At 66.7% G+C, this 24,204-nt stretch carries 16 protein-coding genes; 9 read left to right on the top strand and 7 right to left on the bottom strand.

Going from position 1 to position 24,204, the window contains the following annotated elements:
• The first annotated feature begins 1 nt into the window (after position 1).
• On the top strand, positions 2 to 838 hold the full coding sequence (phnX, locus tag LzC2_RS00855) for a phosphonoacetaldehyde hydrolase (RefSeq protein ID WP_206678515.1): 837 nt from the start codon (positions 2 to 4) through the stop codon (positions 836 to 838).
• 34 nt (positions 839 to 872) lie between these two features.
• Here phnX and LzC2_RS00850 read toward each other — a convergent pair whose 3' ends face one another.
• Entirely contained in the window at positions 873 to 1,616 is a 744-nt protein-coding gene (locus LzC2_RS00850; protein WP_171182708.1) for a hypothetical protein, read from the bottom strand.
• A gap of 364 nt (positions 1,617 to 1,980) precedes the next feature.
• Here LzC2_RS00850 and LzC2_RS00845 point away from each other — a divergent pair, with 364 nt between their 5' ends.
• The 3 genes from LzC2_RS00845 to LzC2_RS00835 all read left to right on the top strand — a co-directional run bounded on the left by LzC2_RS00845 (position 1,981) and on the right by LzC2_RS00835 (position 8,128).
• Positions 1,981 to 3,495, top strand: a complete 1,515-nt coding sequence (locus tag LzC2_RS00845; RefSeq protein ID WP_171182705.1) for a sulfatase — start codon at positions 1,981 to 1,983, stop codon at positions 3,493 to 3,495.
• 52 nt (positions 3,496 to 3,547) lie between these two features.
• On the top strand, positions 3,548 to 5,074 hold the full coding sequence (locus LzC2_RS00840) for a sulfatase-like hydrolase/transferase (RefSeq protein ID WP_171182703.1): 1,527 nt from the start codon (positions 3,548 to 3,550) through the stop codon (positions 5,072 to 5,074).
• A gap of 63 nt (positions 5,075 to 5,137) precedes the next feature.
• Entirely contained in the window at positions 5,138 to 8,128 is a 2,991-nt protein-coding gene (locus tag LzC2_RS00835; protein WP_171182700.1) for an exo-alpha-sialidase, read from the top strand.
• Between the two features lie 110 nt (positions 8,129 to 8,238).
• Here LzC2_RS00835 and LzC2_RS00830 read toward each other — a convergent pair whose 3' ends face one another.
• Positions 8,239 to 8,676 (bottom strand): VOC family protein, encoded by a 438-nt coding sequence (locus tag LzC2_RS00830; RefSeq protein ID WP_171182698.1) that lies wholly within the window; start codon positions 8,674 to 8,676, stop codon positions 8,239 to 8,241.
• A gap of 88 nt (positions 8,677 to 8,764) precedes the next feature.
• Here LzC2_RS00830 and LzC2_RS00825 point away from each other — a divergent pair, with 88 nt between their 5' ends.
• From LzC2_RS00825 to LzC2_RS00815, 3 genes are all read left to right on the top strand, one after another.
• Positions 8,765 to 10,609: a Na+/H+ antiporter NhaC family protein gene (locus tag LzC2_RS00825; RefSeq protein WP_171182695.1), complete on the top strand. Its 1,845-nt coding sequence runs from the start codon at positions 8,765 to 8,767 to the stop codon at positions 10,607 to 10,609.
• A gap of 113 nt (positions 10,610 to 10,722) precedes the next feature.
• The gene (locus LzC2_RS00820; protein ID WP_171182693.1) at positions 10,723 to 12,276 is read left to right on the top strand and encodes a BPL-N domain-containing protein; all 1,554 of its coding nucleotides are present in this window, start codon (positions 10,723 to 10,725) and stop codon (positions 12,274 to 12,276) included.
• Positions 12,277 to 12,411: 135 nt separating this feature from the next.
• Positions 12,412 to 13,767, top strand: a complete 1,356-nt coding sequence (locus tag LzC2_RS00815; RefSeq protein ID WP_171182691.1) for an outer membrane protein assembly factor BamB family protein — start codon at positions 12,412 to 12,414, stop codon at positions 13,765 to 13,767.
• A gap of 141 nt (positions 13,768 to 13,908) precedes the next feature.
• Here LzC2_RS00815 and LzC2_RS00810 read toward each other — a convergent pair whose 3' ends face one another.
• Positions 13,909 to 15,906: a Xaa-Pro dipeptidyl-peptidase gene (locus tag LzC2_RS00810; protein ID WP_171182689.1), complete on the bottom strand. Its 1,998-nt coding sequence runs from the start codon at positions 15,904 to 15,906 to the stop codon at positions 13,909 to 13,911.
• A 423-nt stretch (positions 15,907 to 16,329) separates the two neighbouring features.
• Between LzC2_RS00810 and LzC2_RS00805 the strand changes: the two genes are divergently transcribed.
• Both LzC2_RS00805 and LzC2_RS00800 read left to right on the top strand, forming a co-directional pair.
• The gene (locus LzC2_RS00805; protein WP_171182687.1) at positions 16,330 to 17,256 is read left to right on the top strand and encodes a hypothetical protein; all 927 of its coding nucleotides are present in this window, start codon (positions 16,330 to 16,332) and stop codon (positions 17,254 to 17,256) included.
• 124 nt (positions 17,257 to 17,380) lie between these two features.
• Entirely contained in the window at positions 17,381 to 18,742 is a 1,362-nt protein-coding gene (locus LzC2_RS00800) for a polysaccharide biosynthesis/export family protein (protein ID WP_171182685.1), read from the top strand.
• 54 nt (positions 18,743 to 18,796) lie between these two features.
• On the opposite strand, the gene LzC2_RS00795 is transcribed toward LzC2_RS00800, so the two are convergent.
• The 4 genes from LzC2_RS00795 to LzC2_RS00780 form a co-directional block, all read right to left on the bottom strand.
• Positions 18,797 to 19,681 carry a hypothetical protein gene (locus LzC2_RS00795; protein WP_171182742.1) on the bottom strand — a complete coding sequence of 295 codons (885 nt, stop codon included), beginning with the start codon at positions 19,679 to 19,681 and terminating at the stop codon, positions 18,797 to 18,799.
• Between the two features lie 128 nt (positions 19,682 to 19,809).
• Positions 19,810 to 21,270: a sulfatase family protein gene (locus LzC2_RS00790; RefSeq protein ID WP_171182682.1), complete on the bottom strand. Its 1,461-nt coding sequence runs from the start codon at positions 21,268 to 21,270 to the stop codon at positions 19,810 to 19,812.
• Between the two features lie 4 nt (positions 21,271 to 21,274).
• Complete coding sequence (locus LzC2_RS00785) at positions 21,275 to 22,306, bottom strand: aldo/keto reductase (RefSeq protein ID WP_171182680.1); 1,032 nt, start codon at positions 22,304 to 22,306, stop codon at positions 21,275 to 21,277.
• 172 nt (positions 22,307 to 22,478) lie between these two features.
• Positions 22,479 to 24,200, bottom strand: coding sequence for a sodium:solute symporter (locus LzC2_RS00780; protein ID WP_171182740.1), 1,722 nt, complete (start codon positions 24,198 to 24,200; stop codon positions 22,479 to 22,481).
• Positions 24,201 to 24,204 lie beyond the last annotated feature (4 nt).

Raw genomic sequence — 24,204 nt, 5'->3', positions numbered from 1 at the left:
AGTGACTGACTCTCCCGCACTCCCCGCCGCCGTCGCGTCGGAACTCTCCGCGGTCGTCTTCGACTGGGCCGGCACGATGATCGATTTCGGCAGCCGGGCGCCGGTCGAGGTGTTCCGGGCGGTGTTCGAGTCCTCCGGCGTCCCGGTCACCGAGGCTCAGGCCCGCGGCCCGATGGGCGCCGCCAAACGCGATCATATCGCCGCATTATTGGCTCTGGACGACGTGAAGACCCGCTGGGCGGACAAGCAGGGGTCAGAACCGACGGACGCTGAGATCGATCGGCTCTATAAAGAGTTCCTCCCGCTGCAGAAGGAGGTGCTGGGCCGGCACTGCGAGCCGATTCCCGGCGTCGTGGAACTCTTACAGGCGCTCTCCGAAGCGGGGGTGCCGATCGGCTCCACCACTGGTTATAACCGCGATCTGATGAGCGTCGTGTTGCCCTTGGCCAAGGCGGCCGGCGTGGCTCCAAACGCCGCGGTGTGCAGCGACGACGTGCCCGCGGGGCGGCCGCGGCCGTGGATGTTGCTGGAAGCTCTCAAACGAATGGACGCCGCGCCGATCTGGCGGGCCGTAAAAGTCGACGACACGCCGATGGGCGTGGAGGCCGCCCGCAACGCCGGCTGCTGGGGCGTGGGCCTGAGCGCCAGCGGCAACGCCTTGGGCGTCTCTCTCGCCGAGTGGAACAAGATGCCGGCCGCGGAGCGAACCGCGGCCCTCACGCCCATCGAAGCGACGTTCCGCGACGCCGGCGCCCACTACGTCATCCCGACCGCGGCCGATCTGCCCCCGGTTCTTACCGAGATCGCCTCTCGACTGGCCGCCGGCGAACGCCCGTAAGCGTTCGCCGGTCTGCGGCCGTTCCGCCGGTCGATTAGCGGCCGTCCCAGCGGGGCGAGGCCGTCGAGCCGATCAGATCGCGACTATAGGACGTCGTCATGCGATTCGCTTGGGGGAAGCGGCGAAGATCGGCGCCCGAGCGGGTCGTATCGTCGTCGCCGAACCGGTCGAAGGGCATCGTCCGGCGGTTCGGCGCCGGCCGCGTCCGCAGCGCATCGCGGTCCGATTCGAAGCCGGGACTGAGGCCATCGTTGTATCCGGGAGCCTCGCGACGCCGGTCGAGCGGGCGATCGACTGGACCGCTGTCCGATCCATGAATACAGCATACGCCATCGACGCACTCTCCGATTTGGCTCTGCGGCATGCCGGTCCGGTCGGGGGGGCCGATGCGGTCCGGCCGGGGACCGCGGCGCCGGCCGCGTGAGGCACGCGGATCGGTTCCGTCCCGATCATCGGTCGCCGGGGTGCCGATGCCCCCGTTGTGATATCGGCCGCGGTCCTCGTACCGCCCGCGGTCCTCGTACCGCCCGCGGTCCTCATCGCGCTGCCGATACTTATCGAATCCAGGAGCGAACGGATCAGAGGGATTCCGGTCGAGATCGTTCGGCCCGGGGAAAAACGGTTCCGGGGCGTACGGGGCAGGGGCCGCGAGGCCGGAATCGAGCGGATCGGCGCCGAACTCGTCGTAGAACGGCTGGGTGGACGCCGGCAGACTTTGGCCGAACGTGGGAACGACCGTCAGCATGCAGGCGGCGAAGCTCGTCACAAGATTCTTCATCACTCAACTCCCTGAGAGGGACGGGGCCGCCCGGTCGAATCGCCGGGCCGCAGGGATGCAAGGCATTCGGCATGCCGACATCGCCTGAGGACGAACGCGGCAACGCGAAACCGTAGTTGAGACCGCCTAGCATTGGTGCGGCGAGCGCCCGCCGCCTCGTTCGCGGCAGCAAAGATTGCAGACGGGCGGCCGTCGATCGGGAGGCCGACCGCGCTCTTTACGAACCACCTCGGCGCCGAAGGTTCCTGAAGCGGACGAAGTTTCCCGATGCGGACTTCCTGGAAATCGGGGCACGTTCGCATGGTACAAATCCACGGGTTACGATCGGTCAGGATCCAGAAACGCCGGCCGGAAAGATGCTGTGATGACTCTGACGCCGGCTCGTGAACGGATCGGCGCGACGGTCTGCCGGCGGCTCTCCCCGATCCTCCTCGCCTTGCTGGTCGCGTTCGCGGGCGGGTTGGTCGCAGTCGGCCGCGCCGCCGATCGGCCGCGCCGAGATCGGCCGAACGTGTTGTTCATCGCGGTGGACGACATGCGGGCCGAACTGGGCTGCTACGGGTCGCCGATCGTCAAGTCGCCGAACCTCGATGCGCTGGCCGCACGCAGCCTGCTGTTCGAGCGGGCGTATTGTCAGCAGGCGCTGTGCAATCCGTCGCGGGCGTCGGTTCTTACCGGGCTGCGGATCGACTCGCTGGGGTTCACGGATCTGCTGACGCACTTCCGCGAACGCCGCCCCGACGTCGTCACGCTGCCCCAGCTGTTCAAACAGGCCGGCTACGAGACGCACGGCATCGGGAAGATCTTTCATAATTATCGCCAGGACGAATGGAAGGGCGACCCGGCGTCGTGGAGCCGGCCGCAGCAGTTGCACTACGGCAATCACGGCCACGACGTCGCACAGGTCGAGGGCGAACGCCCCGCGGACGCCGTCGCGATCCCGCGGGCCGAGCGACGCGAGGTTCCGGACGAGGCGTATTGGGACGGACAGATCGCGAAGCTCGCCGTCGATCGACTGAACGAAATCAAAGACGAACCGTTCTTCCTCGCGGTAGGATTCTGGAAGCCGCATCTCCCGTTCAACGCCCCGGAGAAATATTGGGCGATGTACGATCCCGCCGAGATCGCCCCGCCCACAAACCCGGAGCCGCCAACCGGCGTGCCGTCGATCGCCCTGCACGACGGCAGAGAAATTATGCGGGACTTCCCGGCGGGCCTGACCCCGGACGACGTCCGCACGCTGCGTCACGGCTATTACGCGGCGATCTCTTACGTCGACGCCCAGATCGGCAAGGTGCTCGACGAACTGGCTCGCCTCGATTTGCGAGACGAGACGATCGTCGTGTTCTGGTCGGATCACGGGTTTCACCTCGGCGAGCACGACCTGTGGTGCAAGACTTCCAACTTTGAACTGGACGCTCGGGTGCCGCTGATGATTTCCGTGCCGGGGCAGTCGACGGCCGGCCGGCGGACGCAGTCATTGGTGGAACTGCTCGATATTTATCCAACGATCGCGGATTATAGCCGCCTCACGCCGCCGTCGGGGCTGGAGGGGCACAGCTTGCGTCCCCTTTTCGAAGACCCGGCGGCGACCGTTCGCGAGGTCGCCTTCACCCAGCACCCGCGTCCCGGGTATCCGAAGGCCGGGGTCGCCCCGGAGGCGATGGGATATTCTCTGCGGAGCGACCGGTTCCGCTATACCGAGTGGCGCGACTTCCAAACCGGCCGGGTGGTCGCCACGGAACTCTACGACCATCGGGACGACCCGCGAGAGACGATCAACCGCGCAGATGAACCGGCGTGGGCGCCCACCGTGGCGGCGTTCCGCGAACGCCTTGACGAGTTCGCGGATTTGAAGGCTCATCATCGCGACCGCTAAGGCGCCGGCTCTTCGTACGCTTCTTCGTCGCCCGGCTTCGGGTAGAAAACTTATGATCTCGATCGCAACGCTCATCGCTCTGGCCATGCCGGCCTTCGGTCCTCCGGAGGGCGCCGGGGCGGGGCCGGAGGTCGGCCAACGGCCGAATATCGTCGTCATCGTCACGGACGATCAGGCGCCCTGGGCGATGGGAAACGCGGTTGCGCAGGGTTGGTTCCGCGACGTGCCGGCGGCTCATACGCCGCATATGGACCGCTTGGCTCGCGAGGGCGCAGTCTTTCAGAACTTCTTCTGCACGACGCCGGTTTGCAGCCCGGCCCGGGTCTCGTTGATGACCGGCCGGTACGCCTCGGAGTTCGACGTATACGACTTCATCACGGCGCCCGATCATAAACTGTTCGATCCGGACGCGCAGGTCGCGTTGGACCCTGACGCCAGCGTCACGTTCGCGGAGGCCCTCCAGCAGAGCGGGTATCACACGGGCCTCGTCGGCAAGTGGCATTTGGGCGATTGGACGTTGCCGGGGAACGAAGCACAGCACCCGACGCGGCACGGCTTCGACTACTTTATAGGGCTGACCTCCGGCGGAACCACGCCCGACGATCCGCCCCTCGAAAAGGACGGCCAAGTCCGGCAGTTCAAGGGACTCACGACGGATCTTCTGACCGACGAAGCGATCGCGTTTCTACAGCGATCGGCGGAGGGCGATTCGCCGTTTCTGCTCTGCTTCCACACCCGGGCGCCGCATGGCCGCTGGCTGCCGGTCGCGCCGGAGGACTGGGCGCCTTACGCTGACGCTGATGTTCCCCTGCCGGAGTTCGACGATCTAAACCTCGAATTGATGGACCGTTACATGCGGGAATATTTAGCGAGCACGAGCGGCGTCGATCGGAACCTGGGGCGGTTGCTCGACACGCTGAACGACCTCGCCGTGGCGGACGACACCGTGGTGATCTTCACCTCGGACCACGGCTATAACATGGGGCACAACGGGATCTGGCATAAAGGAAACGGCATCTGGGCGACCCGCACGAAGCCCCCGGGGAAAACGCATCAGGGCACGCGGGTCGTCTCCGACAAGTACCGGCCGAATATGTACGACCTGTCGCTGAAGGTTCCCGCGATCATTCGTTGGCCCGGCACAGTGGCGCCGGGCACAGTGATCAAGCAGACCGCATCCAGCCTCGATCTCTTCCCCACCCTGCTGTCGATGGCGCAGGTCGAGCGGCCGGACGATCTCGTCCTGCGCGGCCGGGATCTCACGCCGCTGCTTTGGGGGGAATCGCCGACCAACTGGGAGAACGATTTCTACGCGGAATACAGCATGCATCACTACGCCGTCGCTTCGATGCGCTGCTATCGCACGCCTCGATACAAGCTCATCCGAGACTTCCACAACGCCGGTCGCGACGAGTTCTACGACCTGCAAGTCGACCCGCAGGAGTCCCGCAACCGAATCGACGACCCGGCGCCGGAGATCCGGGCCGCGATCGAAGAACTCCATCGCAAGCTGCTGGCATCGATGGAGATGCTCAACGATCCGCTGTTCAAGACGGTTCGCACGGACCGCGTGCCTTAAGACGCCTCGTCTAGCGCCGCCTCGACCATTCGACCGACTCGCCCTATGCCCTCTCATTCGCTCATGACGCGCTCTCTCAAAACGACCGCCCTGCTATTGATCACGGGGCTGTGCGACTCAAATCTGCACGCCGAAGATCCTCAGTGGAAGCTACGACCGCTGGAATACAACAACCCGGGGCTGGAGGTCGACCTCGGCGTCGGGCTGTGGGCGTGGCCGTTGCCGATGGACTTTGACGGCGACGGGGATATGGACCTCGTCGTCTCCGGCCCGGACAAGCCGACCAACGGGTTATATTACTTTGAAAACCCGACGCAGGATCCCACCGTCAAGGTGCCGGCGTTCAAACCGGCCGTGCGTCTCGGCCCGACGGGGCAGAACGTGCAGGTCAGCTACGTCGACGGCGAGCCACGGGTGCTGCGAGAGAACGTTGAATTCGCCGACTTCAAAACGGACGGTCTGACGGGCGGCGGCCGCAAAATTTACGACCGGGCGCGATTTCATCCCGGCAATACGCGCGCTCGGATGTGGCGATACGTCGATTGGGAAGGGGACGGCGATCAAGATCTCGTCGTCGGCGTCGGCGACTGGAACGACTACGTCTGGGATCAGGCCTACGACGCCCAGGGACGGTGGCGGAACGGCCCGCTGCACGGCTGGGTCTATCTGATCGAAAACGTGGACGGTTCCTACGCTGACGAGCCGACCAAAATCCACGCGGGGGGAGCGCCGATCGACGTCTATGGCTGGCCCAGCCCGAACTTCGCGGACTTCGACGGCGACGGCGATCTTGATCTGATCTGCGGGGAGTTCCTCGACGGGTTCACCTGGTTTGAAAACGTCGGCACGCGGGAGCAGCCGGACTACGCCACCGGGTTCAAACTCAACGGCACGGACGGCAAGCCGTTGACGATGCACCTCCAGATGATCACGCCGACCGCGTTTGACTGGGACGGCGACGGCGATATGGACCTGATCGTCGGCGACGAGGACGGCCGCGTGGCGCTCGTGGAGAACGTCACCCCCGCCGGCGCCGCGACGCCCGCGTTCAAACAACCGGCCTATTTCCAGCAGCAGGCCGACACGTTGAAGTTCGGGGCCCTCGCGACCCCCTACGCCCACGATTGGGACGGCGACGGCGACGAGGATCTGATCTGCGGCAACACCGCGGGCAATATCGCGGTCTTCACCAACCTCGACGGTCGGGGCACGAAGTGGAGCGCCCCGGAGCTACTTGAAGTCGACGGCAAGACCTATCGCGTGCTCGCCGGTCCGAACGGCTCTATTCAAGGTCCGGCCGAAGCGAAGTGGGGGTATACGACGCTGTCCGTCGCCGACTGGGACGGCGACGGCGGCGACGACGTGATCGTCAATTCCATCTGGCCGAAGCTGACGTTGCTGCGTCGCACCGGCGATGGTTTCACCGAGGGCCCGCTCGATCTCTGGACGAAGGAATCGCCGCCGGAGTTTTATTGGTGGAAGACGAACGCGGCGAACCTGCAAACCCAGTGGCGGACCACGCCGGTGGCGATCGACTTCGACGGCGACGAGCAGCTCGATCTGGTGATGCTCGATCAGGAGGGCTATCTCACCTGTCACAGCCGGGCTTCTGAGGAAACCCGCATCTTTATCGACGAAGACAACCTCCCCCTGCAACTAAACGATCGTTCGGCCGGCCGCAGCGGCCGGGTGAAGCTGGACGTCGTCGATTGGGACGGCGACGGACGGTTGGATCTGCTGGTGAACTCCGAGAACGCCACGTGGTATCGCAACTGTGAAGACCGCGACGGCAAAATCGTGCTCAAGAAGATCGGGAATCTGGCGGCCCGCAACGTCGCCGGTCACACCTCCAGCCCCACCGCCTGCGACTTCGATCAGGACGGCAAGCCGGACCTGGTCGTGGGGGCGGAGAACGGACGCATCTATTTTGTTAAGCACGACGACTGCATGACGTTCTCGCAAGACGAGTTACAGGCACGGGCGCCGCGCGAGGCCAAGCCGCCGCGGTTCGCCGGTCTGGTCTCGGAGGAGTTCATCTTTAACTCCGCCCCGTTCAAAGAGTGTCATGCGTCGACGATCGTTCAGACGCCGCGGGGACTGGTCGCCGCGTGGTTCGGCGGGACGCGGGAAAAGAACCCGGACGTCGGCATCTGGTCGAGCTATCACGACGGCGGCGGATGGTCTTCCCCGAAGCAGTGGGCCGACGGCGTGCAACATGCGGGACTGCGTTATCCCACGTGGAACCCCGTGCTGTTCCAGCCGCCGGGCGACGGTCCGACGATGCTGTTCTTCAAGGTCGGCCCGAACCCGCAGGAATGGTGGGGCGAGGTGATGTTCAGCTACGACGCCGGACGGTCGTTCCGCGATCGGCGGCGCCTGCCCGAGGGAATCGACGGCCCCGTTCGCGGCAAACCGACGTTGCTGGAAGACGGCACCCTGCTGTGCCCGTCCTCCACGGAGCATGACGGCGACTGGCGCTTTCATATGGAGCGGCTGACGGACCTCGACCGTCCGGAGCTCGGTTCGTCCTGGGAGCGATACGAACCGGAAACGCAGCCCTTCCAAGTCATCCAGCCGACGCTGCTTCGGCACGGCGACGGGGAACTTCAGGCGCTGTTCCGCTCCAAGAACGAACGTATTATCGAATCGTTCTCCCGCGACGGCGGACGCACGTGGACGGAGCTGTCGCAGACCGAGTTGCCGAACAACAACTCCGGCATCGAAGCCCTCACCCTCCGCGACGGTCGCCACCTGTTGCTCTATAACCACCTGGGCGGCGAGCGGAAGGACGGCTGGGGCAAGCGGAACGAGTTGCACCTGGCGATCAGCGAGGACGGCAAGCAGTGGCGCGCCGTCGCGGCCGTCGAACGTGAAGACACCGGCGAGTTCTCCTACCCGGCGATGATTCAAGCCGACGACGGCCTGGTTCATCTCACCTATACCTGGAACCGCCGCAAGGTGAAGCACGTGGTGATCGATCCCGCGGACCTTCAACCGGGCGACGTCTTGGGAACCGCTCCCTGGCCGCATGGAGACGGCGAGCAGTCGCCTTGAAGAAGGATCTTGAAACGCCGGCCCGTGTTTTCACGGGCCGGCGATTCCGATTGCGATGCGACCGTGAACTGACAGACGCGAAGAGCGAGAACGAACCCGATCCGTGAACGTTAAGTCGCGAACAACTGTCGCTCGATATCGGCGAAGGCTTTGAACTCCAGAGCGTTCCCGGAGGGATCAAGGAGAAACATTGTCCGCTGCTCTCCGGGGGCGCCGGCGAATCGAGTCCGCGGGGGGATGACGAACTCCACGCCCGCGGCTTTCAATCGCTCGGCGAGCGCCGTCCACGTCGGGATCTCCAGCACGGCCCCGTAGTGCGGCACCGGGACGGCGTCGCCGTCCACCGGATTGCGTCCCGCGATAGACGCCTCGTCGTCGCCCGGGATTTCATGGATGACGAACTGATGGCCGAACAGATTGAAGTCCACCCATCGCGGCGGCTTGCCGGCGTCGACACGGCCTTCGGCGCAGCCGAGAACGTCCCGATAGAACGTCCGCGCCGGCCCCAACTCGCGGACCGGAACGGCGACATGAAACGGCAGCGGCATCGGTCGCATCCAAGGATGGAGTAGAATGGGGGACGCCCCATCACAGGCCGGCATACGTCGGCGGCCCACGTTCACACGTTCAGTCGAAATGAACAAGCAGTCGCGTGCCGCGACGCCGATTCCGGCGGTGGAAGAGGCCGCGACCGGGGCGGCCGAGGGCACGGGCGTCGTCGGGGGAACAGGCGGACGGCTTCGTCCCTCGCGCATTCTCGCCGCCGCGGCGATTCTCGGTGGATTGGTCGGCGGACTGTATGTCTTCGTGCAGGTCGACCCGGAGTGGCGTGAACGGAAAATTGCCTATCAGGTCTATGAAAACGACGCCGGCGAGCTGACTTATCGATCCCACGGTGAGGAGACCGCCGTCGGACCCGTCGTGCCCTATGCGGAATCTCCCCTGAGAGCGGAGGCGCTGCGGGGGCTGCAAGGCGAGCCGGAACTCGACAGCCAATGGATCTTCGAGACGGAGGAGGAGGACGGCGTCGTCGGCGCCCGTTATTCCCTGCTGGAAGCGGAGTTCCATTTCGGCCTGTGGTCGCTGCTGCCCGCGGGTGTCGCGATCGCCTTATGCCTGCTCACGAAAGAACCCCTGACCGCGCTGCTGAGCGGGGTGATCGTCGGGGCGTTGATGCTCGGCCGCTTCGATATCACGGACGCGGTCCTGCTTCCCAGCCTATCGAGCAAAGGCGCCGCCACGGTGCTGCTGCTTTATCTCTGGCTGCTGGGCAGCCTCATGGGCATTTGGTCCCGAACGGGGGCAGCCCAGGCCTTCGCGGAGTTCATGACCCGGCGCTTCGTCCGGGGACCGCGATCGGCCAAGCTGGTCGCCTGGCTGATGGGGGTTCTGTTTTTTCAGGGAGGGACCGTCAGCGTGGTTCTGGTCGGTACGATCGTGAAGCCGGTCGCCGACAGGGAGCGGGTCAGTCACGAGGAACTCTCCTATATCGTCGATTCGACGGCTTCGCCCATCGCGTCGGTCTTGGCGTTCAACGCTTGGCCCGCTTACGTGCAGGCTTTGATCTTCGTGCCGGGCGTCGCCTTTCTCGCGACGGAGGAGGACCGGATCGCATTCTTCTTCCGCAGCGTTCCGCTCAGTTTCTACGGCATCCTCGCGGTCAGCGGCACGTTTCTGCTGAGCCTCGATTATACCCGATTCGCCGGCGCCGGCATTCGCGAGGCGAGCGAACGAGCGCGAACGACGGGGCAACTCGATGCGCCGGGGGTCTCCCCGCTGAGTTCCGCCGAACTGACGGTCGCCCGCGTGCCGGCCGGTTATCGGCCGCATGTACTGGAGTTCTTCGTCCCGTTCATACTGCTGATCGGCACGGCGGTGGGCACGTTCGTCCTGACCGGCACGCCGGAGGTGAACTGGGCGTTCGGACTCGCCCTGCTGTCGTCGGTCGTGACGGCGCTCGGTCGAGGCATGCGGCTGCGGCATGTTATTGAAGGCATCGGCGACGGCATGAAGGGCGTCGTGCTCGCCTCGGTCGTGCTCCTGCTGGCGATTACGGTCGGCGGGATCAGCCGGGAGGTCGGCGCCGGGGCGTACCTCGTCGAATTATTGGGAGGGCAGATCTCTTATCTCGCCCTGCCCGCGTCGCTCCAGCTCATCACGATGGTCATCGCCTTCTCCACCGGCACGAGTTGGGGGACGTACGCCATCGCGTTTCCCCTGGCGATGCCGCTGGCCTGGGAGGTCGCCGGCGCCGCCGGGGTCGATCGCCCGGAGCTGTTTATGTCCGTCTGTTTCGCCGCCGTGCTGAACGGCAGCGTATTCGGCGACCAGTGCTCCCCGATCTCCGACACGACGATCCTCAGCGCCATGACGACCGGCTGTGACCTGATGGACCACGTCAAAACGCAGATCGTCCCCGCGTCGTACGCGGCCCTGCTCGCCGCGGCGCTCTGGACCGCGACCGTGTATTTCTTCGTCTAAGTCCGCTTCGCTCCACTTTGTATTCAACGTCCACGGCCCCCCGACATTTTTGCGCATCGGTCGGACACACGCTTGGGGTACTCTGCCGTCCTCTCTGAAAGACGATCAATATGATGTTCGCCGCGACTCTCTGCCTCGCCGCGTTTTGCCTCGCTCCGCCCGGGGAGATCGAACCCGGGCCGCTTCGCATCGCGCTCTATACCGACACCGGTACCGGCGGCGATATCGACGGGCTGGCTGAGATGCTGGCCGAGACGCCGGGCGTTGTCGTCACGCGCGTCGGCGCCCTGTCGATTCGCACCGGCGTGTTGGACGATTTCGACCTCGTGATCCACCCCGGCGGTAGCGGCAGCAAGCAGGGCAAGGCGTTGCGGGAAGAGGGACGCGAGCAAGTTCGCGAATTTATCCGGGAGGGGGGCGGAATGATCGGGATCTGCGCCGGCGCCTATTTAGCGACCAGCGATTACGATTGGTCGTTGCACGTCCTCGACGCGAAAGTCTTGGATCGCGCTCATTGGGCGCGGGGGAAAGGCAACGTCACGCTCGCTTTCACGCGGTCCGGCCGAACCCTGCTCGGCGTGCCGGGGCCGGAGGGGGAGATTCGATACGCTCAGGGCCCGCTGCTGGCGCCCGGCGGGGTCGACGATCTGCCGGACTATCAGGAGCTGGCGACGTTCAAAACCGAGGTACACAAAGACGGGGTGCCCGGCGGGGTGATGCCCGGCACGACGGCGGTGGCCGCCGGCGAGTTCGGCGACGGGCGGGTGGTGTGCTTCAGCCCGCACCCCGAAGCGCGGGAAGAAACCCGCGAGATGCTCCGCAAGGCGTTGTTCTGGTCGGCCCGACGGACCTCGAGCGCTCAATACCCCGGCGATGAGGTCGCCCGGAACTGGACGCCGGTCCGGGCGGCCGAGGAACTGATTCACTTCGAGGCCGGCGACCTGCCGATCATCCTCTCCGCCCCCCATGGCGGTCGCGCATTGGTGCCGGGCGTGCCGGAGCGGACGGGCGAAGCCTTTCAGCCGGGCGTCGGAGAGGACACCGGAAAGTACAAATTCGTCACCTCGCGAGACACGCGCGTCGATCAACTGGCGTTGCTGGTCGCGGACGGGCTGGAACAGCGCACCGGCAAGCGTCCTTCGCTGGTGGTGGCGCGATTCAGCCGGAAATATATCGACGCCAACCGGCCCCGCGGCGCCGGCGTCGAACATCCGCTCGCCCTGCCGGCGTACGACCTTTATCACCAAAAGTTGGACGACTTGATCCGCCGGCAGCAGGGCAGGGGACTGCTGCTCGATATTCACGGCCAGTCGGCGGAAAAAGACTCGGTCTTTCGCGGCACCCGGAGCGGAGTCACCGCGGGGGCGCCTTATCAAGCAGGCGAGGAGGTCGAATCTCCCGGCAAACGCCCGATCCACCTGCGGCTCGCCGACGCCATGAAGTCGAACGGCTTCGCCATGCTGCCCGAGGGCGACGGCCCCGAGTCCCGCTACACCGGCGGTTGGATCGTCTGGGACCACGGCGCCCAGCAGGAGGACGGCATTCCGTCGATCCAACTGGAATACGGGACGAAGCTCCGCAAAACGACCGCCATTCAAGCGACCGCGGACGCCACGGTCGACGCGATCCTCGCGTTAAATCTGCCCGGCGTGCAGGCGAAAGAGTAACACGAGCGCCGACCTGGGCGCCGGTCTTGAGGTCGATGCACGGGACCGTCCGGCAGCGGTCCCGGTTATGATCTTCGGCCGTCCGTCCGAATCGGCGCCGGGCGGCGTTTCCAACTCCGCGATCAGACTGCCCGCATGTCGCTCAGACGTTCCTCCTCATTTCTGCTCGCTCTGCTCGTCGCGGCTGTGCCGGCGTTCGGCGGAGAGGGCGACGCCAACTGGCCGCAATGGCGGGGGCCCGCGGGCGACGGCACGACGGAGGCAGCCCCGACGGCCACGGAATGGGGGCCGGACCGCAACGTTCGCTGGCGGACGCCGCTGCCGGAGGCGGGGAACTCCACGCCGGTCGTGTGGGGGGACCGCATCTTCCTCACGCAACCGGTGACGGAGGGGAGCCGCCGCGAACTCTGGTGCCTCGACCGGGCGACGGGGCGGGAGCTTTGGCGGCGGGGGGTGGCGTACGACGAAGGCGAATCCACCCACCGCACCAACCCCTATGCTTCCGCTTCGCCCGCCACCGACGCGGAGCGGGTCGTCGCCTGGTTCGGCTCCGCGGGGCTGATCTGCTGGGATGTGGACGGAACCGAACTGTGGCGCCGCGATCTCGGCCGGCAGGAGCATCAATGGGGCTACGGCTCCTCCCCGATCCTGTATGACAACCTGTGCATCCTGCCGTTCGGCCCGGGCCCGCGGGAGTTCCTGATCGCAGTCGACAAGACCACCGGCGAGACCGTCTGGCAGGTCGACGCCCTGGACGACGCGGCGGAGCGGAACCTCAGCGGACCGGAAAACGACGGCAACGCCAACGACTATCGCAGCGATAAGCCGCGCGAAAAACGGCTGCGGGGAACCTGGGGCACGCCGATCCTGGTCGAGGTCGACGGCCGCACGGAACTGGTGATGACGCTGCCGCGGCGGGTCAGCGGCTTCAATCCCGCCACCGGCGAACGGCTGTGGACCTGCGGCGGAGCCGCCCCGTTGGCGTACGCCTCGCCGATGGCCGCGGGCGACGTCGTCGTCGTGCTGGGCGGGTACGGCGGAGCGTCGTTCGCGGTGCGGGCCGGCGGTCGCGGCGATGTGACGGAGACCCGCCGCCTGTGGCACCAACCCAAGGGCGGCAGTTGGCTGGGCACCGGCGTGGTCGTCGACGGCTTCGTTTACATTTGCAACATGGGCGGCGTCCTGCACTGTCTGGATGCGAACACCGGCGAGGAACGCTGGAAGGCCCGGGCCGGCGACGGCGGCACCTGGTCCAGCGTCACCCTGACCGGCGACGGCCTGGCGTTCCTGCTGACGAAGTCCGGCGTCACCACCGTCTTCCGACCCGACCCGGAGGCCTTCCAGCTGGTCGCCGAAAACGACCTGGGGGAATCGACGAACGCCTCCGTCGTCGCCACCGAGGAAGAACTGCTGATCCGCACCGACGAAGCCCTCTGGTCGATCGGCGACCCGCCGGCGGACGGTGCAGGAAGGCGCGACGCTCGCGAGTGAGTGTCTCCACGAAGTGCATGTCCCCCCGGGCACTTGCGGTTTCGCAGTGCCCCGGACAGGGAACGGCGCCGCGAAACCGCCAGCGACGCGCGATCCCCGAGAGAACGCCATCCTCAACCCGACGATCGGGAGTCGCCGCAATCACTCCTCGGCGGCGGGATCCGTTTCGTCGGTCGCGGGACGCAACGCGTTCTTCAACGCCCCGGTCCCGCCGACGATCGGCAAGCGTAGCCGCGTCTCTTCGAGGTGCACGGTGATCTTTGTCCCGGGATCGGGCTGGAGGGTGAAGTCTTTATCGGTGGAGAAGATCAGCAGGCCGAGTTGCTGACCGGCGGGGATGATCTGATCGTCCGGCTGCAGGTCGAACGTCACGTCGTACTTGCGGCCGGGTTCCAGCGGTTCGCCGGGGCCTTGGAAGTCCGCGTGGTTTTGGGGGTCGGCCCAGCCGCGGGTGATGACGTTGTCCGTGATTGAAACGTTCCGGCCCTCTTCCCACGGCAGCGAGACCAGCCAAACCGACAGGTTCGCGGCCGGGCGATCGACCGACAGCGTCACCGCGATCTCCGGCGTGCCGGACAGGTGCACCGGCCCCGTCAGCGGCGGCGTCGCGTACAGCAGGCGGTGGTCGGTCCACTCGGCCTGAGCCAGCACCTCTCCATTGAAAGAGAAGTTGTCCTCGAACGTCTCCGCGGTCGGCGCCGGGGCGGGGGACTCGGCGTCGGCGAGGGTCAGGCCGCCGATCTGCGGGGCGCCGGGGGTGAGGGCCAGTTCGACCGGCGCCGCGGCCGGGTGCGGATAATCCTCATAGCGGGTCGGCTTCTCCCGAGGATCGCCCTCGCGGACGATCCAGGCTTTGCCGCCTTCGTTCCAGTCGTTCTCCACGCCGAACAGGTGGTGCGTGAACCAGAGGTTCATCAAGTCGATCGGCGGCGGCCCGCCGTGTCCGCCCTGGTGCATATAAAGGGCCGCGGGGATGCCCAGTTCCTTCGCTCGCTGATAAATGTTGACGCTGTGCTCCGGCATCACGTTCCAGTCGTTGAACGCATGGGACATCAGGATCGCGCATTGAACCTTCTCCATGCGGGGGAGCATGTCGATTTCCGCCCAGTAATCGTTCCAATCGCCGGTGGCGCGGTCGAGGTTCCCGGCGGAGAACAACCGCCGTTGCAGGCAGTCGCAGGCGTCCCAGGTCGCCTCGGAGCCGGCGAGGATCGCTTCGCCCAGCACGTCCGCGTCTTCGCCGACGTAGCCCCCAGGGGAGCGAACCAAGCCGTTGCTGCGGTAGTAGCGGTAATAGGAGGTGTTGGGGGCGACGGGGATGACGACCTCCAACCCTTCCACGCCTGTCTGAGCGCCCGCTAAGGCGAGGGTGCCGTTGTAGCTGGTGCCGGACATCCCCACCTTGCCGGTGCACCAATCGGCGGTGACCGGCTCGCCGCCGGTCGGTTCGGAATAGCCCGGGATACGACCGCAGAGCCAATCGACGACGGCTTTGGGGGCGTCGTATTCATTCTGCCCGCCCACCGTGGGGCAACCCTGCGACAGCCCCGTGCCGGGCGAGGAGGCGTGCACCACCGCGTAGCCCCGCGGCACCCAATCTTTGAGATGACGGGTCGTAATGACCGGCCGTTTGATCTCCGCGGCGGCATGCTCCATCGTCGTGGGCGGCGGCGGAGCGGCGCCGAAGGCGTGTCGGGTGTTCCAGAAGTTCTCCGGGGCGAGATTAAGTGCCCGACCGTAATACGGACTCATAAACAGCAGGGCGGGCACTTTCAGATCCTCGCCCCCCTCCGAGGAAGGCCGCGTCTGGGCCTGCCGGGTGACGGCGATATGAATGCGGTCCGGGCGGCCGTCGGCGTCGGTGTCCGAGTCGATCTCGACGAACAGGTCTTCGCGGATCCACTCGTCCGGATCTTTGAACGCCGGCATGACGGCGGCCCGGCCGTCCTCAAACTGCTGCTGGATCGCCTCTTCCGCAGACGCCTCCCCAGCCGGCGGCGGGGCGTCGTCCTGAGCGATCGCCGTGCCGACCCCGCTCCAAAACAGGCCGGCGAACGCCGCCCCGAGCAGGCCGGAGAACGCCGGTCGACGTGAACGGCACGGAGTTTGGAAGGCGGACGAAGCAACGAGGACGATCATCGCGGAGCGGCAGGCTGCGGTCGATTCGATCGGACGGCCGCGGAGGCGACGAGCCGTCCCGGAGGTTCCCTCACGGTACCCGGCCCCCCGGCGAAGGGGTACGAAGCCGGCGACCGGCGCTCGGCCCCGCTGGCGGCCCCGCTCCGGGGTCGGTCCGCGTCGGCGACGCCGGAGCGGTCGGCATGCGGTCGGCGACCTGGCTTCGCTCCATGCAAATAGGTTCGACGGACGGACTTCTGCGGAAATCGGCCGATTCTTCGGATTCCACTCTTCCGCGCCTCAAGTAACCGGCGGGGTCGTCCCGATGAGCAGGATGAGCCAGTTGAACGGATTGCGGCGACCCTGCGTCGCTGCGCGGTTCGGCGGCTTCCTCCCGCTATTCATCGCCCGGGCGCCCGCGCCCGGATGGAAGAACCTCCGCCCTTGCCGACCCGACTGACTTGGAGCCGCATCGCTGGAGCTTCGCGCCGGACCCGCATTCGACGGTACGGACAGCGGGCGGTGCTGGCGGCGGCGTTGGTCGGCTGCTCGACCGGCGGCCTGCAGAGCAACCTCTACGAAGCGAAGACCGGTTTGCAGATCCGCTTCGCCGCGGAGAAGGCCTACCTGCACCGGGGCGACCTGTTCCACAATTGCTGTACCTATCCGCTGGATTTTAAGTGCGGCTTTAAGAGCGGTTATACGGAGGTCTCGCTGTACGGCGACGACTGTTGCGCCCCGCCCACGCCGCCTCCCAGCTATTGGGGATGCAGTACCAGCGACCCCTGCGAGCGAACCGAGCGCTTGAACTGTTACTACGACGGCTGGGCCCACGGGGCGATCGCCGCGGGGCAGGACGGCGTCGCCGGTCTGAATACCGTGCCGCTCCGCGACATCTGCGGCGGCCAGCCGGGGGGCATGCCCGGCGCCCGCGGCCCGGTTCCCCACAGCGGTCCCGCGGCGTTCGATCCGTATGGGTTGGAGACGCCGACGAATGCGATCTCTGCCCCGACCAATCAATCGGACATGCCGGCGTTCGAGGAAGGACCGGTGCTTGAGGAACCCGTGCCCGCCCCGGCCCCGATCCCGCTGCTCCCGCCCAAAGCCGACGGGACGGAAGGCGGCGAGACCGGCGGCGAAGGCAGCGCCGGCGATCCGAGTCCGAACGGCCTGCTCCAGGATCTGCTGGACGCCGAGGCGGTCCCCGGCGCCGACGGCCCCCCCGAACCGGACTTTTCTCCGGCGCCGAGCTTTCCGCAGTTCGAACTCTCCCCCGACGACGGCGACGCGGGCCTGAGGGAAGGCGATTCGGCCTCGTTGCGCGGGGACGCCGGCCCGAAGGTCACGACTCTTTGGAGCGGCGACGGCTGACCGCCCCCCGCGGTTCCCGTCTGCCCGAGTCCGCTTCGGCGGCCCACCCCTTCTTCACACCGTTCCGCCCCCGATCCTCCCGCACCGACCGATCGCGCCGGTCGGGGACATACGGACGCCCGCCATGATCGTTTCCTTGCCCTCCCGCTCGCTCGCACGTCGCCTCGCCCCAGGTCGCCTCATCCCCCGGGCAGGCGGTCGCCCGGCGGTTCTGCTGGCGGCCCTCGCGGCGGTCGTGCTGGCTCCGGGGTGCCAGAGCATGTCGCTGGGTTCGCTCGGCAGCGCCTGTATCGAAGCGATCCCCGCGCGTCGGCTCCCGCCGGCGGCGCTGGCGCGGTCGAAGGACGATCTGATCGAAACCAGCAAGGCCCGCCTGCGGCAGCGTCCGAACGAGGTCTACGCCCTCGCCGCCGGCGACGTGCTGGGCGTCTATATCGAGGGCATCCTGGGCGAGGAGGACAGCGTGCCCCCGGTGAATTTCCCGGAGGACGCCTCGATCCCGCCGTCGATCGGCTTCCCGGTGCCGATCCGCGAGGACGGAACGGTCTCCCTGCCGCTGATCGCCCCGGTCCCGGTGATGGGGATGACTCTCGCCGAGGCGGAGGCAAAGGTCCGGCAAGCCTATATCGACGACGACATCCTCAAGCCGGAAGCACTGTCCGACACGGGCATCATCGTCACCCTCCAGCGGCAGCGCGAGGTGCGGGTGCTGGTCATCCGCGAGGACGCCGGCGGCGTGCAGAACCCGACCGACAACGACGCCGGCGGCAAAAGCGGCTCCGGCTTCCTGGTGGACCTCAAGGCCGGCGAAAACGACCTGCTGACCGCCCTCTCCGCCACCGGCGGCCTGCCGGGCAACGAGGCGTTGAACGAGGCGATTATCTTCAAGGGCGGTGAGACCGGCGGGGCGGAGTTCGACGCTCGCATCGCTGCGATTCGCCGACAGCCCGTCCCCTGCGGCTGCCGCCCGCCGCTGCCGGACCCGTACGGCCCGGGGGCGATCCGCATCCCGCTGCGATTCTATCCGGAAGCCCCGCCGACCTTCATGGAGGAAGACATCACGCTGGAAGCCGGCGACATCGTTTATATCCCGGCTCGTGACCGCGAGAAGTACTACACCGGCGGCACGCTGGGCGGCGGCGAGTACCTGCTCCCCCGCGACTACGACCTGAACATCCTCCAGGCCATCGCCGCGGCCAAGGGCGAACTCGGCGCCAGCGGCACGGGCGCCGGCGGCATCAGCGTCTTCGGCGGCAACCGAGGCGCCGCGTTCCCTCCGAGCAAGGCGATCGTGATCCGCCAGTTGCCGAACGACTGCGGCGAGGTGGTGATCCGCGTCGACCTCGCCCGGGCGCTGACCGACCCCCGGGAGCGGATCCTCATCCAGCCCGAGGACGTGATCATCGTGCAGTACACGACCTGCGAAGAGGTCGCGAACACCGCGATCAGCGTGCTGCCGGCCCTGCTGCTGCGAGGGGCGCTGTAAGCGATCCGAGGCCCGGCTCCGCCCGGCCTCCCGTCCTTCCCCGGACTTCGGCGGCTATTTCATCGGCGGGCCGGGCAGGCGCTCGCCGTTGGTGGTGAGGATCTGAAAGTGATGAATACCGACCTTTCGGCCGTCCCGGTGCGTCCAGACGACCTCTTTCTCGGGGGTCACCTCGAACAGCTTCGGCGCGTTCACGTTCCGCCGCCCCGCGGCGTAGCTGGTGATGACGACGTTCCCGTTCGGCAGCACCTGACCGCCGCAGGGATCTTGCAGCCACGGGCCCGGCAGGTCGTCGTTCGTCAGTTGCCAGACGACGTTGCCGTCCGCGTCGAAATCTATCACGCGATTGCCGTTCGTGCAGCAGACCAACGTGCGGCCGTCGCCGTGGCGGATCGCGGTGAACGGCCAAGTATGAATCGAGCGATCCTCGTCGCCGGGGACGGTCGTATCGAATCGTTTCAGGACGTTGCCCTCCGCGTCGTACTGCACGACGGCGAAGTCGAGCAGGTGCGGCACGAGGTATGTCCCGTCTTTTAATTTCCGCGCCATCCGCGTTTGCAGATGGTGGTTCTCTTTTTGACAGACGAGGGGGAACTCGACCAGAACCGTGTCGTCCCGCTCGATCTCCAACAACCGCGGCGCTTCGCCGGCTTCGGTAAGCACGATCGTGCCGGCGTCGGTCGGCTGGGCGCCGTTGACCTCGGATTGCGTTCCTTTCCAGAGGAGCTTCTCCGTCCCGTCCGGCGCGACCTCCATAACGGCCCCGCCCGGGAATCGCTTGGAGCGACTGAGCGTCAGCACGAGCGTCCCGTCGGGGAGTTGGTAGCCGTCGCGGGTGTTCGCCGGGTAGGTCCAGGTCGTCTGTCCGGCGTCATCGACGCGGTACGTCGTTTTGCCGAAGGCGAGGAACCCGTGCGTCGTCTCCGGCTCCGCGGCCATCGCCGGGGCGACCGTCAGGGCGCCCGCGATCAGGGCACCGAGCGCGGCTGTATAGCGGCCCCACGTCGTCCGGCGGGCGGGGGAGGGAAGTCGGCGATCTGTCATGGCGTAGCTTTCGCGGCGGGGCGTTAAGTTTGGGGTTTGATCGGAACCTGAAGGCGACGGGGGCCGTCATCGAAGAAGCGGGCGCCGGCGCCGACGCGGTCGAGATCGCCCAGTTCCTCCCGGGCGGCTTCGATACGGTCCATCAAGCGGGCGACGACTTGCGGATGCGCGCCTGCGACGTTCGTCGTCTCGCCGGGGTCGGCGTCGAGGTCGAATAACTGCGTCTCGGGCACGGCTTCAATCATTCGCCCCCACCAACCCAGCCCCGACGGGTTCGCCTCGCGGGGCAGCACGAGCTTCCACCGTCCCGACCGTACGCCGGTCAACAGGCAGCCGCTGTAATAAAGATATTCGTCCCGCGGACTTTCGTTCGTCTTCCCCAGCAGAAACGCGGAAGCGTCTTTTCCATCGAGCGTCACGTCGGGCAATTCGGCGCCGGCGAGGGAGGCGAACGTCGGCAGCAGGTCCATCGTCGTCAGCAATTCGTCCGACTCCCGCCCCGCCGGGATGCGACCGGGCCAGCGGGCGAGGAACGGCACCCGCGAGCCGCCCTCCCACGCCGACATCTTCCAGCCCCGCAGCGGCTTCGCTCGGCCGGAGTGCTCCCGCGGGATGAACGGCTTGCCGCCCGGCTTCATCCCGCGGGTGGTCTCCACCCAGGGGCCGTTGTCGGAGGTGAAGACGACCAGCGTGTTCTCATCGAGGTCCAGCTCTTTAAGAGTGCGGAAAATCTCCCCGCAGGACCAGTCGATTTCCTCGATCGCATCCCCGTACGGGCCGGCCGCGGATTTCCCTCTGAAGTCCTCCGACGCGCCCAGCGGAATGTGGGGCAGATTATGGGCGAGATAGAGGAAGAACGGCCGATCGCGGTTCTGGCGAATCCAAGCGGTCGCTTCGCGGGTGTAGTCGGCGGTGATGCGGTCCCAGCTTTCGACGGCGGGAACCTCGACGGCTTCGTTCCGATAAATCGGGCTGCGGAACGCCGTCTCGTCCGTTCGCACCGTGTAGCCGTTGAACATCGGCGTGCCGTAAAAGAAGTCGAATCCCCGGGCGTTCGGCATCAGGGCTGGGTCAAACCGCTCCGGTCCGCGGCGGCGTTGCTCGACAAGATGCCATTTTCCGATCAACGCCGTGGCGTAGCCGGCGTCGCGGAGCACCTCGCCCATCGTCTCCTCCCGGGGGTGCGGGACCGTATGCAATCGCTTGAGATTCCTCGGTTCGGCGGTGCGGATGGGATAGGAACCGGTCATCAACGCCGCCCGCGAGACGCCGCAGACCGGCTGGGCGTAAAAGCTGGTGAGGCGCAGTCCTTCGGCCGCCATCCGGTCGAGGTGCGGCGTCTTGATATCCGGCGAGCCGAAACAGCCGAGATCCTGATAGCCCTGATCGTCCGTGAAGATCAGCACGACGTTCGGCCGATCCGCCCCCGGGGCGGCGGAGGCGACGGCGAGCAGCAGCGCGGCGAACGCGGTTCGAGCGGTCATGGAATTATCCGTTCTCTTGTTCGAGGCGACCGACCTGCACGGCGGCGCCCATATTGGCGATGCCCGGTCCGAAATAATCGCGGCCGAAGGGCAGGATCATCGGTTCCTCATAAGGCCGATGAGGCACGAGAGCGGCGATTTCGTCGAGCCGCGTGCGGACATCCGCGGGCAGCGGGCCTTTCTCCACCGCGGCGACGGCGGCGTCCAGATGTCCGACCGTTTTACAGCCGATCGGGATCGTCGACACCGCCGGGTCGCTGATCGCGAACCGCAGGCACAGTTCCGCCGGCGACATCCCGGCCTCGTCCAGCAACTGATAATAGGCGAGGAACTGACGACGGCGGGCTTCGGCCAGCCAGACCGGCTTCGCCGCGAGTTCCTCGTCCGCCCGTTTCGTCAGGAAGCCCTGCCCGAGCGCCGAGGCGAGTACGACGCCCATGTCCCGCTCGATCGCCGCGGCGATCACGGTTTCGCGGGCCTCGCGGAACAGGGCGTTATAATTGAACGCGGTGAGGACCACGTCGAACCGGTCGCTCTCCACCAGCGCGGTCAGTTCGGTCACCGTCGTGCCGGCCAGCCCGGCGAACCGGATCGTGCCGGCCCTCTTTAGTTCGTCGATCAGCTGCAGCGCGGGCCCGTCGAGCGGGTCGTAGCTCGTCCACCACGGATACTGCCCCGGGCGGTCGGGTTCATGCACCATCAACACGTCGATCACCTCCCGCCCGAGCAGACGCAGGCTCTCCTCGACCGACGCCCGCAGCCCTTTGATATCCCGGGCGTCGAACGGTTGCGGCCGACCGCCGAGCTTCGTGGTGACGATCAGCGGGGACTCGATCCCGGCGATGGCTCGACCGACGGTCGCCTCGCTATCGGCGTAGGCGGGGGCGGTGTCGATCGCGTTAATGCCGTAGTCGACCGCCCGCCGCATGATCCGCGCCGTCTCCTCCGTCCCGCCGGCCAGCGACGACGTATATAACCCCCCGACCGACAGCAGACTGACGGAGAGATCGGTCCGGCCGAGGCGACGCTGTTCCATGAATCGATTGACTGAGTGCAGGGAGCTTCAAGCCGCGCGAACGAAGGGACGCCCGCGGAGCGGGTCGATAGTAACCCGAAGCGTCAGCGAGGGACCGTGGGGGCAGCCCTCGGCGCGGCGTCCTTCGCTGACGATTCGGGTTGGTGAAGACGTGGAGGGGGCGGATTGTTCCTCATCGGAACAGGGCGTACAGCACGACCATCACCGCCAACAGCAGAGCCGAGAGCAGCCGCGGATCGCCCAGCCGACTGCGACCGGGGATCTTCAATGCGGCCAGCGGGGTTTCCCAGGCGAGATCCGAACCGACCAGCCCCGCGGTGTTTTCGCCGGCGCTTCCCGGCCCCGCGGCCGCGACCGATGCGGGCGGCGGGTCCGGCCACAGCAGGCTGAGCGCGACGTGGGCGATCATGCAGATGACGCACAGGTCGAACGCCATCATCATAAATCCGCCGGGCAGTTGGTTCAGCGGACCGTCCGGGAGGAGCGTATTCGTCGTGAAGACCGCGACGCCCAGCAGCGAGCCGCCGATGAGCGTGGTCGCGGCCGCCCGGGCGCTGGCGCCCTTCCAGAACACGCCGAGCACCAGCACCGCGGTGATCGGCGGAGCGATGTGCGAAATAATGCTCGCCATGCCGTTGAAGATGCTTTCAAACAGGTTCAACGCCGGCACCAACACGATTGCCAGAACCAACGCGACCGCGGCCGAGATGCGACCCGCCCGAACCAGCGCCCGGTCGTCGGTGTTCGGCCGGAAGCGTCGCACGACGTCGTAGCTGACGAGGGTCGAGATCGAGTTGAGCGCCCCGGAGACGGTGCTCATCAACGCCGCCATCAACGCCGCGACGATCACGCCCCGCAAGCCCAGCGGCAACAGTTCGGTGATCATCCCCGCGTAAACGCCTTTGGACTGCACCTCGCCGTCGACGACGAGCATCGAGAGATCCAGCCGTCCGTCCTGATGCAGGGCGTAGGCCAGCAGCCCCGGCAGCACGAACAGGAACACGGGCAAAATCTTTAACACCCCGGCGAAGATCGGCCCCTGTCGGGCGTGATGTTCGTCCTTGGCGCCCAGCACCCGCTGCACGATCGTCTGGTCCGCGCACCAGTACCAGATGCCCAGCACGGGGTAGCCCAGCAGAATGGCGTACCACGGCATGCCGTCCGGGTCGCCGTGCGGGCGGAGCATCGACAGCTTGCGCTCCTCGCCCTTCTCAGCCAGGATCGATTGCAGGTTCTGCCAGCCGTCCCAGCCGCCGGGGGCGTCCGCGGGGCCGCCCAGATTCCAAAAGGCCAGCCCGGTGATAATCGCGGCGCCGGCCAGCAGCACGACGGTTTGAATCGACTCCGTCACCACGACCGCCAGCAACCCGCCGACGATCGTATAAAGCCCCGTCAAGGCGCACAGCACGACGATGCTGGCCATCATCGGGATACCCAGCAGTTCCTCGAGGATAATGCCGCCGGTCAGCAGAGCGAAGGCGATATGAATCACGACCGCCGTCAGCACGGAGACGAACGCCAGACAGTCGCGGCAGACGCGGTTGTAGCGGCGTTCCAGGAAGTCCGGCAGCGTGGCGATGCCGGATCGAATATAAAAGGGGGCGAAGAACAGCCCCAGCAGCACCAGCGTGAAGCCGGCCATCCACTCGAAGTTGCCGTTGAGCAGCCCGGTGTCGAAGCCGTTCTGAGCGAGGCTGACGAGGTGCAGCGTGGAGATGTTCGTGGCGAACAGCGCCAGGCCGATACTCGCCCAGCCGAGGCTCTTGCCGGCCAGAAAATACTCGTCCGCCGCGCCTTCCCGTTTTTTATGACGCCACCCGGCGATCAAACCGATCGCGACGATGCCCACCAGATAGACCGCGGCGACCGTCAGATCGACGGCGCCCAGATGCACGCGG

It is taken from the genome of Alienimonas chondri, from assembly GCF_013036045.1.
In the GTDB taxonomy this organism is placed as follows: domain Bacteria; phylum Planctomycetota; class Planctomycetia; order Planctomycetales; family Planctomycetaceae; genus Alienimonas; species Alienimonas chondri.
Note: the sequence above shows the minus strand (reverse complement) of the source record. Positions and strands in the feature narration are given on the sequence as shown.